8 protein-coding genes are annotated in these 10,152 nt (G+C 72.2%); 6 read left to right on the forward strand and 2 right to left on the reverse strand.

Annotated elements, in window-relative coordinates; genetic code table 11:
- Positions 1-42: 42 nt before the first annotated feature.
- The 4 genes from ACIBAG_RS41305 to ACIBAG_RS41320 are packed head-to-tail and all read left to right on the forward strand — an operon-like array spanning position 43 to position 5,026.
- Positions 43-795: a hypothetical protein gene (locus ACIBAG_RS41305; RefSeq protein ID WP_399112698.1), complete on the forward strand. Its 753-nt coding sequence runs from the start codon at positions 43-45 to the stop codon at positions 793-795.
- On the forward strand, positions 792-2,066 hold the full coding sequence (locus ACIBAG_RS41310) for an ATP-binding protein (protein WP_399112700.1): 1,275 nt from the start codon (positions 792-794) through the stop codon (positions 2,064-2,066). The genes ACIBAG_RS41305 and ACIBAG_RS41310 overlap by 4 nt, the downstream gene beginning before the upstream one ends.
- Positions 2,067-2,117: 51 nt before the next feature.
- Positions 2,118-3,551, forward strand: coding sequence for an FtsW/RodA/SpoVE family cell cycle protein (locus tag ACIBAG_RS41315; RefSeq protein ID WP_399112702.1), 1,434 nt, complete (start codon positions 2,118-2,120; stop codon positions 3,549-3,551).
- Complete coding sequence (locus ACIBAG_RS41320) at positions 3,548-5,026, forward strand: penicillin-binding transpeptidase domain-containing protein (protein WP_399112704.1); 1,479 nt, start codon at positions 3,548-3,550, stop codon at positions 5,024-5,026. Before ACIBAG_RS41315 ends, ACIBAG_RS41320 begins: the two co-directional genes overlap by 4 nt.
- On the opposite strand, the gene ACIBAG_RS41325 is transcribed toward ACIBAG_RS41320, so the two are convergent.
- On the reverse strand, positions 5,003-6,976 hold the full coding sequence (locus tag ACIBAG_RS41325) for a nitrate- and nitrite sensing domain-containing protein (protein WP_399112705.1): 1,974 nt from the start codon (positions 6,974-6,976) through the stop codon (positions 5,003-5,005). The two genes, ACIBAG_RS41320 and ACIBAG_RS41325, sit on opposite strands and share 24 nt — an antisense overlap.
- A 168-nt stretch (positions 6,977-7,144) precedes the next feature.
- On the opposite strand from ACIBAG_RS41325, the gene ACIBAG_RS41330 reads away from it, so the two are divergent.
- On the forward strand, positions 7,145-7,663 hold the full coding sequence (locus ACIBAG_RS41330) for a DUF3291 domain-containing protein (RefSeq protein ID WP_399112707.1): 519 nt from the start codon (positions 7,145-7,147) through the stop codon (positions 7,661-7,663).
- A 58-nt stretch (positions 7,664-7,721) separates the two neighbouring features.
- Here the strand turns inward: ACIBAG_RS41330 and ACIBAG_RS41335 are convergent, their stop codons facing one another.
- A complete protein-coding gene (locus ACIBAG_RS41335) occupies positions 7,722-8,828 on the reverse strand; it encodes a ferritin-like domain-containing protein (RefSeq protein WP_399112709.1) in 1,107 nt (368 codons plus the stop codon).
- An 89-nt stretch (positions 8,829-8,917) separates the two neighbouring features.
- On the opposite strand from ACIBAG_RS41335, the gene ACIBAG_RS41340 reads away from it, so the two are divergent.
- Positions 8,918-9,856, forward strand: coding sequence for a diiron oxygenase (locus ACIBAG_RS41340; RefSeq protein ID WP_399112711.1), 939 nt, complete (start codon positions 8,918-8,920; stop codon positions 9,854-9,856).
- The last annotated feature ends 296 nt before the right edge of the window (positions 9,857-10,152 follow it).

Here is a 10,152-nt window from a genome sequence, read left to right on the forward strand (position 1 = left end):
AGGGTGTACGGACCGACAGCCATTTCCAGCCCCGGGAGAACCGTGCCCCGCAGTCGACCTACGCGCGTCGCCGCGCTCGGTGCCCTCGTCGCACTGCTGCTGGCGGCCGCCACGGCCTGCGGTGACGCGGGGGGCCTCCAGGGCGCGGGCCCGACCGAGACCGCGGTGAGCCCGGACAAGCTGTGGCCGCAGCTGACGCCGGCGTCCAGCCCCGCCTATGTGATCGGCGAGGTGAACAGGGAGGTCGTGAAGGGCATCACCGTTCCCCGGGGCGACATCCGCGACGTGGACCCGCTGGCGGTCGTCCGCAAGGAGATGGCGGAGAGCCCGGACAGCTACCAGGGTGACGACGCGATGTACGGCCGGACCGGCCGCCTGATGGCCGAGTGCGACAAGGGCGCCGGACGCGGCAGGTGCCCGGTGCTCCAGCCCTACTACCGGGACCTGACCGGCGACGGGCGCCCCGAGCTGACGCTGGGCTTCCGGCTGATGCCCGGCAACACGACCGCGGTGCGCGTCTACACCGTCGACAAGCACAGGCTCGTACAGCTGATGGAGTGGGACGACGCCGTCAGCGCCGTCGAGCTGGCCGGACGGTCGGTGATCATCCGCTCGCCGTCCGAGGTCGCCGGGTACGAGTACCGGCTGCAGTGGACCTGGGACGCCGAGCAGAGGGCGATGCTGCTCACCCACGACGAGATGCTGCGCACCGGTCCGCACAAGAAGTCGCCGCGCCCCTCGCCGTCGCGTTCGTCGTCGCCGTCCGGGGGCTCCCCCTCTGCGAGCACCCCATGAGGCTCGCGCTCCCCCGGTGGGCCGGCACGCTCGCCGTGAAGGCCGCCGTCTTCATCACGGTGATGTGCTGTGCGCTCGCCGCGCTGCTGGGCGTCCTCGTGCACGTCTCGGTGACGAACCAGACCGTCGGCCAGGCCCGCGACCGCGCGCTGTCCCGGCTGGCGGACGCGACGGCGAAGTTCGAGGCCGGGGACACCCTCGGACCGGACGCCCGGCTCGATCCGCCGGGGCTGCCCCGGTCACTGCGGGACCTGGCGCTGGCCGGGGACCGCGGCACGATGGTCGCCGATCACCGGGGGCGCCCCATGATGTGGGCGGCGGGCCCGGTCGACGGCGAGCGGGTGCTCGCCGTCGGGATCGACTACTCGCAGCAGGCCCGCACCATCGAGGGCCTGGACCGGGCGATCCTGTGGTCGTCGGGACTGGCGATCGGGGCGACGCTGCTGGTGGGCGCGTTCGCGGTGACCCGGGTGACACGACGGCTGCACGCCACGGCCCAGGTGGCCCGGCGGATCAGCGGGGGCGACCTGGACGCCCGGGTCGACGATCCCCGTACGAAGGAGCCGGGCCGGCCGCAGGACGAGGTGGCCGCGGTCGCCGCCGCGCTGGACTCCATGGCGTCGTCGCTGCAGAGCAAGCTGCTGTCGGAGCAGCGGTTCACGGCGGACGTGGCGCATGAGCTGCGGACACCGCTCACGGGGCTGCACGCGGCGGCCGAACTGCTGCCGCCGGGGCGGCCGACGGAGCTGGTTCGGGACCGGGTGGCCGCGTTGCGCACGCTGACCGAGGACCTGCTGGAGATCTCGCGCCTCGACACCGGGCGTGAGCGGCTGGAGCTGGACAGCGAGCCGCTCGCCGCGCTGGCCGAGCGGGTGGTCCGGGCGTCCGGAACCGAGACCGAGGTCGTCGTCGTGCGGGACCTCGTGGTGGAGACCGATCGGCGGCGGCTGGAGCGGGTGCTGGGCAACCTGGTGGCCAACGCGCACAAGCACGGACGCAGGCCCGTGGTTCTGACGGTGGACGGGCCGGTGGTCACCGTGCGGGATCATGGCGTGGGCTATCCGGAGTATCTCGTCGCGCATGGGCCGCAGCGGTTTCGTACGGAGGGTGGGTCCAAGGGGCACGGGCTGGGGCTGACCATCGCGCTGGGACAGGCGGAGGTACTCGGTGCGCGGCTGACGTTCGCCAACGCGGCGGACGGCGGGGCCGTCGCGACGCTGACGCTGCGCTGGCGGGACGCCGTAAACGCATACAGGCCCGCGCCGCGCTGACGCCGAGCCACGAGGAGCGCGCAAGACGGACTATTTGGGTAAGTTCCGGACATGACCAAGGCCGGAACCACCCTGGTGGCAGCGGACGCTCCCGCTCCCGCCGCACCGCTCCCCCGGCGTCGTGGCATCGAACTGGCCCTCATCGTCGTGGCCGTGCTGCTCTCCGTGTACGGCTACTGCGCGGTCGGCCTCGCCAAGCACGGCACCGTCCCGCCCGGCGCCGCCGGTTACGGCGCCGGGCTCGGCGTGCTCGCGCTGGTCGCGCATCTGGCGGTGCGGCTGCGCGCCCCCTGCGCCGACCCCCTGCTGCTGCCGATCGGCGTGCTGCTCAACGGCCTCGGGCTGGTCCTGATCTACCGGCTCGACCTGGAGACACCGGACGACCTGGCGGCACCCACCCAACTCGTGTGGTCCACGCTGGGGGTGGCGCTGTTCATCCTGGTCGTCCTGATGCTGCGAGACCATCGCGTGCTCCAGCGCTACGCCTACGTCTGTGTCGTCGCCGCCCTCGTGCTGCTCACCCTGCCGATCTTCTTCCCGTCCGTGAACGGCGCCCGCATCTGGATCCGGATCGCCGGATTCTCCATCCAGCCCGGCGAGTTCGCGAAGGTGCTGCTCGCGGTGTTCTTCGCGGCGTATCTGGCCGCCAACCGCAACGCGCTGGCGTACACGGGCCGCCGGGTCCTGGGGGTCGAGCGACTGCAGCTGCCGACCGGGCGCGTCCTCGGTCCGATCGTCGCGATCTGGCTGCTGAGCGTGGGCGTGCTGATCCTCGAACGGGACCTGGGCACCTCGCTGTTGTTCTTCGGCCTGTTCGTGGTCCTGCTGTACGTCGCGACCGGACGCACCGGCTGGATCGCGCTCGGCCTGCTGCTGGCGGCGCTCGGCGCGGTGGCCGTCGGCCAGTTGGAGCCGCATGTGCACAGCAGGGTCGAGGACTGGCAGCACCCGTTCGCGTCGATCGAGGCGGGCGAGGGCCCCAACCAGCTGTCCCAGTCGCTGTTCGCCTTCGCGGCGGGCGGCACCCTCGGCACGGGACTGGGCCTCGGCCACTCGATCCTGATCGGCTTCGCGGCCAAGTCGGACTTCATCCTGGCGACGGCCGGGGAGGAGCTGGGCCTGGCGGGACTGTCCGCGATCTTCCTCCTCTACGGCCTGCTGGTGGAGCGCGGCTATCGCGCGGGCCTGGCCCTGCGCGACCCCTTCGGCCGGCTGCTCGCGGTGGGGCTGGCCTCGATCGTGGCGCTCCAGGTGTTCGTGATCGCGGGCGGGGTGACGGGCCTGATCCCGCTGACCGGCATGGCGATGCCGTTCCTGGCGCAGGGCGGCTCGTCGGTGGTGACCAACTGGGCGATCGTGGCGCTGCTGATCCGGGTGAGCGACAAGGCGCGCAGCCGGTTCGGCGTGCCCAAGGACGACAAGGACGAGGAGGCGGCCGTGGTCACCACCGGACACGACGACCACCGTGCGGAGGCCACCCGATGACCCGGCACATCCGGCACGCCGCCTTCTTCTGCGCCCTGCTGCTGGCCGCGCTGCTCGTGAACGCCACCCGTATCCAGGTCGTCGAGGCGCCGTCCTACGCCGACAACATCGCCAACCGCCGCACCTCCATCTCCCGTTACGGGCAGCCGCGCGGCGACATCCTGGTCGGCGGCGAACCGGTCACCGGATCCCACGACACCGGCGAGCCCCTGCGCTACGAGCGGACGTACACGAACGGCCCGATGTACGCCCCCGTCACCGGCTTCGCCTCGCAGGTGTACGGCACGACCCTCCTGGAGCACGCCGAGGACGGCGTCCTGTCGGGCACGGACCCGCTGCTGTCGCCGTTCCCGCTGTGGAAGGGGACCGCCCGCGACCGCTACCCCGGCGGCGACGTGCTCACCACCCTGCACCCGGGCGCGCAGGAGGCGGCGTACGAGGGACTGGCCGGCCGCAAGGGCGCGGTCGCGGCCCTGGAGCCGGCCACCGGGCGGATCCTGGCCCTCGTGTCCGCGCCGTCGTACGACCCGTCCGTGCTGTCCGGGAACGGCTCGGCCGTGCCGCGGTCCTGGAAGTCGCTGAACCGCGATCCGGACCGGCCGATGCTCAACCGGGCGGTGCGCAAGACATATCCGCCGGGTTCGACGTTCAAGGTGGTGACCGCGGCGGCGGCCCTGGACGCGGGCGTGGTCGAGGACCTCGACAAGCCGACCCGCTCCCCGGATCCGTACCGCCTGCCGGGCACCAGGACCTCGCTGACGAACGCGGGCGGCGGCTGCCGGGACGTTTCGCTGCGCAAGGCGTTCGAGTGGTCGTGCAACACGGTGTTCGCCAAGCTGGGGGTCGAGGTGGGGGTGGAACGGATGGCGGCGACGGCGGAGGCCTTCGGGTTCAACGACGCGGACGTGCGGATCCCGTTCTCGGTCTCGGAGAGCACCTTCGACACCAAGGTGGACCGGGCGCAGCTCGCCCTGTCGTCGATCGGCCAGTACAACACGCGGGCCACGCCGCTGCAGATGGCGATGGTCGCGGCGGCGGTGGCGAACGGCGGCAAGGTGCGGACGCCGTATCTGGTGGAGCGAACGACCCGGGCGAGCGGCGCGACGGTGTCGACGGCGGCATCGCGGCCCGGGCGGCAGGCGATGCACCCCTCGACGAGCGTCCGTCTCAAGGAACTGATGGTCGACGTCGTACGGGAAGGCACCGGCTCGGGTGCCTGGATCCCGGGCGCGACGGTCGGCGGCAAGACCGGCACGGCCCAGCACGGCCTCGGCAACTCCGGGACGCCGTACGCCTGGTTCGTCTCCTGGGCGCAGGGCGACCGCGATCTGGAACCGAAGGTCGCGGTCGCCGTGGTGGTGGAGGACGCGGACGCGGACCGGGGCGAGATCAGCGGCGGCGGGGACGCGGCGCCGGTCGCGCGCGCGGTGATGGAGGCGGTGCTGAAGAAGTCACCCCCGCACCACGGCCGTTGACGTCGACTCCTGGATCAGGGTGGCGGGCAGGGCGACGTACGCCGTGACGCCCGTGCCCTGGGTGGGGCGCAGCTCGACCTGGGCGCCGAGGCGGGCGGCGAGGGCGCCTACGACATGGTGACCGAGGAACCGGGTCGGGGCGGCGTGCAGGGATTCGCCCTTTCCCGACAGGACGCGATTCGACTCGGCCATGCGCTCCGGTGTCATACCGATCCCCCGGTCGACGACGGCCAGGCAGTACTCGGCGCCGTCCCGCCAGCCGTAGACCTCCACGGGCTGCTTGGGCGGGCTGAACATCAGCGCGTTCTCCACCAACTCGGCGAGCAGATGGGACAGTTCGGCGACGCAGTGGCCGCGGACGCCGCACTGCTGGATGTCGACGGCGGCCACCCGCCGGTACTGCTCGACCTCCGACACGGCCGACCGCACGACGTCGGCGACGGCGACCGTGCCCTTCCAGGACCTCGCCGGCGACTCCTCTCCGGCGAGCACCAGCAGCGACTCGGCGTTGCGCCGCATCCGGGTGGCGAGGTGGTCGAGTTCGAAGAGCTCGGCGAGAGCGTCCGGGTCGAGCTCCTGGCTCTCCAGGGTGGTGATCAGCCCGAGCTGCCGGTTGAGCAGGCTCTGGTTGCGGCGGCCGAGGCTGGCCAGGGACTCGGTGCTGGTGCGGCGCAGGACGGCCTGCTGGGCGGCGAGTCCTACGGCGGTGTCCTCGACGTTGCGCAGGGCGGCGGCCAGCCGGCTGATCTCCCGTGCGCCGCCGGGAAGCCGGGTCCGTTCCGCCGCCCCGTCCTCGGCGGGCGGGAGGTCGGGGTCGGCCTCCTGGATCCGCCGTACGGCCTCGGGCAGCCGCCTCCCCGCTACAGCGTCCGCCTCGTCGGCGAGGGCGCCGAGGGGCCGGGTGATGGAGCGGGCCGAGAACACGGCGAGCGCGACGGCCACGCCGAGGATCAGCGCCCCGAGGGCGAGGAAGCCCCCGAGCTGCCGCGTGGCGGCGGAACCGGCGTCGGCGGCGCGCGCACGGACGTCGTCCCCCACATCCCGCTGCACGGCGTGCAGATCGTCGACGAGGATCGTCATGTCGGCCCACCAGCGGGCCGGAGCCACCGCGAGCGCTGACCCGTCGGCACCCCGCTCGGCCCGCGCCTCGTACCCGGCGACCCGACGCGCGGCGGCCGTGGCGAAGGCGTCATCGAGCGCGGATTCCTCATGCTCCCCCACGAGCTGCCGGAACTGACCGAGCGCGGCCACCCGCGTGGCCCGGACCTCCGTGAAGTCGAGGTACTCCCCGGACCGGAACCGACCGGCCGCGAACACCCCGTTGAGGGAGCCGCGTTCCAGGGCGACGGCCTCCGTGGCCCGGGCAAGGGCCTGCAGCGCCTGCACGCCCTGGGCGATGCGCCGGTCACCGTCCGGGGCGCCGGCCGACTCGGCGTCGACGAGGGCGGTGACGGCCTTGGTGTACGTCCGCAGGGTGGCGGCGCGGTCGGCGGTGCCGGCGTCGACGTCCTCGCGGGTCGCGGTGAGGGCGCCGAGCGGCACGTCGGCGGCCCGCAGGGCGGAGACCGCGGCGTCGGGCAGCGCCCCGCCCTCCTCGTCGAGCGCGGCGCGCAGGGCGTCCCGGGCCTCGTCGGTACGGCCGCGCTGGGCGACGACATCGTCGCGGTAGCCGTCCTCGCCGCCCAGCAGCCCGTTGGTCAGCCCGCGCTCGCGCTGCACCTCCCGCACGAGTCCCTGCGCCCGCAGCAGCACCCCGACATGTGCCTCGGTTCCCCGGGCGGTGGACCAGTCGGCGGCCCGGTCGGCGACGCCGAGCCCGATGAGGGCGAGCAGCAGACAGGTCGGCACGGCCAGGACGATGGCCATACGGCCGCGGATGGAGCTCCAGCCGGGAAGGGCGGCCGGGCGGCGGACGGTCGAGCGGAGGGTGGTCAGTACATTCCCCGTCATGCCCGTCGACGCTACGGGCGGGCCGGTCAGGGCGGGATTTCCCGCCCGTAAGACAGCGGTACACAGATACTCACCCGCCGGCCGCCCCGGCTGTGAAAGAGGGACATGTGCCCACGTACTGAGACGCACTCTGGCCCCGCGCCCCGGCCCCGACCTACCGTTCGGTCCATGACGACCTCAGCCACTCCGGAAGCCGCCTACGAACTCGCCCAGGTCAACATCGCCCGCCTCAAGGCCCCGCTGGACTCCCCGCAGTTGAAGGATTTCGTCGACAACCTCGAGCCCGTCAACGCCGACGCCGAGGCCGCCGACGGTTTCGTCTGGCGGTTGCAGGACGACTCCGGCGACGCGACGAACGTACCCGTCTTCGGTGACTCCTGGCTGATCATCAACCTGACGATGTGGCGCGACACGAACGCCCTGACCGCGTACATGTACCAGGGCCGCCACCGGGAGATGCTGGCCCGTCGGCGGGAGTGGTTCGAACGCGTGCAGGAGGCGATGACGGCCCTGTGGTGGGTTCCGGCGGGTCACCGTCCGACGGTCGCGGAGGCCGAGTCCCGCCTCCTGCACCTCCGCACGAACGGCCCGACCCCCTACGCCTTCACCCTGCGCACGTCCTTCCCGCCGCAGGGTGCGGAGCCGGTGCTGGGGGAGGTGCCGGAGGGGCTGGGGTGCTCGATCTAGGCCGGTCAGGACTGCGGTTCCCGGGGCTTCGAGGACGACTCGGAGCCCCGGAAGTCCGTCAGCCCTCCGCCCCCGCCTCGATCGCCCCCGCCACCTCCGCCACGCGCTCCCGCTCCTCCGCCGCGAACCGCTCGGCATCCAGCCGCTCCGCGATCTCCTCGTCCTGGGCCATCAGCAGGTCCAGGTTCGAGTCGCCCATCTCGAACACGCCCATGTCGACATAGGCCTGCTGGAGCCGCTTGCCCCACAGCCCGATGTCCTTGACGCAGGGGACGATGCGGGAGAACAGCAACTTCCGGAACAGGGCGAGGAATTCCGACCGCTCGCTGAACTCCTCGGCCTCGGCGGCCGGGATGCCGAAGTTCTTCAGCACCTCCACACCCCGCAGCCGGTCGCGCATCAGATAGCAGCCCTCGATGACGAACTCCTCGCGCTCACGGAGCTCGGCGTCGGTGAGCTGCCGGTAGTAGTCCCGCAGCGCCATCCGGCCGAAGGCGACGTGCCGGGCCTCGTCCTGCATGACGTACGCGAGGATCTGCTTGGGCAGCGGCTTGTCGGTCGTGTCGCGGATCATGCCGAAGGCGGCCAGCGCCAGCCCCTCGATCAGCACCTGCATGCCCAGATACGGCATGTCCCACCGACTGTCCCGCAGCGTGTCGCCCAGCAGGGCCTGCAGGTTGTCGTTGACCGGGTACAGCATCCCGATCTTCTCGTGCAGGAAGCGCCCGTAGATCTCCGCGTGCCGCGCCTCGTCCATCACCTGCGTCGCCGAGTAGAACTTCGCGTCGAGGTCGGGCACGGACTCCACGATCCTCGCGGCGCACACCATCGCGCCCTGCTCGCCGTGCAGGAACTGGCTGAACTGCCAGGAGGCGTAGTGCTGCCGCAGCTCCCCCTTGTCCTTCTCGCTCAGCCTGGCCCAGTACTTGGTGCCGTACAGGGACATGGACTCGTCAGGGGTGCCGAGGGGGTCGTACGGATCGACCTCGATCCCCCAGTCGATGCGCTTCAGCCCGTCCCACTGCTTGTCCTTGCCCTTCTGGTACAGGGCCAGCAGCCGGTCGCGCCCGTCGTCGTACTCCCAGCTGAAACGTGCCGAGCCGGTCGCCGGCACCTGCCAGAGAGGTTCTCCCGGATCCGTGGCGTACAGGTCGTAAGTCGGCATGCCCCGCAGGCTCACACGTAGTAGACGCGGGGTCAACAACTCTTGCGCAAGGGATTGACGACCTTGCTGACAGGCAGTCTCATAAGCTCATGACGACGCTGACGGAAGCCGATGCGCTCGCGGGGCTGCGCGATGCGCTCGGCCTGCTCAAGGACCGGGAGCAAGTGGCCCAGCGGCTGCTCGACTCCTCCGCCAAGCACTCCTTCGACCCGGACGAGGAACTGGACTGGGACGCGCCCTTCGAGGAGGGCAAGTGGTTCTGGCCCCCGGAACTGGTCTCGCTCTACGAAACCCCGATCTGGAAGCGGATGAGCGAGGAACAGCGCATCCTCCTCTCCCAGCACGAGGCCGCGGCCCTCGCCTCGCTCGGCATCTGGTTCGAGATCATCCTCATGCAGCTCCTGGTCCGCCACATCTACGACAAGGCGGCAACCAGCGCCCACGTCCGCTACGCACTCACCGAGATCGAGGACGAGTGCCGCCACTCCAAGATGTTCGCCCGCCTGATCTCCCACGGCGGGACCCCCTGGTACCCCGTGAGCCGCGCGCACCAGCACCTGGGCCGCCTCTTCAAGACGATCTCCACCACCCCCGGCTCCTTCACGGCCACCCTCCTCGGGGAGGAGGTCCTCGACTGGATGCAGCGCCTGACGTTCCCCGACGAGCGCGTCCAGCCCCTCATCCGCGGCGTCACCCGGATCCACGTGATCGAGGAGGCCCGCCACGTCCGCTACGCCCGCGAGGAACTGCGCCGCCAGATGGTGACGGCGCCGAAGTGGTCGCAGGAGTTCACTCGGGTCACCTCGGGCGAGTTCGCCCGCGTCTTCTCGGTCGCCTTCGTCAACCCCGAGGTCTACACGAACGTAGGCCTGGACAAGCGCGAGGCCCTGGCCCAGGTGAAGGCGAGCGGCCACCGCAGGGAGGTCATGCAGACGGGCGCCAAGCGCCTGACGGACTTCCTGGACGACATCGGAGTGCTGCGCGGCGTGGGCCGTCGCCTCTGGAAGTCGTCGGGCCTGCTGGCGTAGCCAAGCGCGTACCCCCACGGGCCCGCGGTCGCGTACGGCGCGAAGGGGACGGGTCGGGGGTGTCCGCCCGCAGTGGCCGGCGTAAAGGGACGGCACCTCCTGCCCGACCCCAACCGCCGGTCCGAGGACGGACACCCCCCGGCCCCGCCCCCCCCCCCCCCCCCCCCCCCCCACCCCAAAACCCCCCCCCCCCCCACCCCCCCCCCCCCCCCGACCCCCCCCCCCCCCCCCGCCCGGGCCCCCCCCCCCCCCCCCCCCCCCCCCCCCCCCCCCACCCCCCCCGGCCGCCCCCCCCC

It is taken from the genome of Streptomyces sp. NPDC051243 (genome assembly GCF_044455405.1).
Taxonomy (GTDB): Bacteria; Actinomycetota; Actinomycetes; order Streptomycetales; family Streptomycetaceae; genus Streptomyces.

Excerpts from the sequence above, each read along its gene's own strand:
- ACIBAG_RS41310 (WP_399112700.1), top strand. The coding sequence starts at position 792 with ATGAGGCTCGCGCTCCCCCGGTGGGCCGGCACGCTCGCCGTGAAGGCC.
- ACIBAG_RS41315 (WP_399112702.1), top strand. The coding sequence starts at position 2,118 with ATGACCAAGGCCGGAACCACCCTGGTGGCAGCGGACGCTCCCGCTCCC.
- ACIBAG_RS41320 (WP_399112704.1), top strand. The coding sequence starts at position 3,548 with ATGACCCGGCACATCCGGCACGCCGCCTTCTTCTGCGCCCTGCTGCTG.
- ACIBAG_RS41325 (WP_399112705.1), bottom strand. The coding sequence starts at position 6,976 with ATGACGGGGAATGTACTGACCACCCTCCGCTCGACCGTCCGCCGCCCG.
- ACIBAG_RS41330 (WP_399112707.1), top strand. The coding sequence starts at position 7,145 with ATGACGACCTCAGCCACTCCGGAAGCCGCCTACGAACTCGCCCAGGTC.
- ACIBAG_RS41335 (WP_399112709.1), bottom strand. The coding sequence starts at position 8,828 with ATGCCGACTTACGACCTGTACGCCACGGATCCGGGAGAACCTCTCTGG.
- ACIBAG_RS41340 (WP_399112711.1), top strand. The coding sequence starts at position 8,918 with ATGACGACGCTGACGGAAGCCGATGCGCTCGCGGGGCTGCGCGATGCG.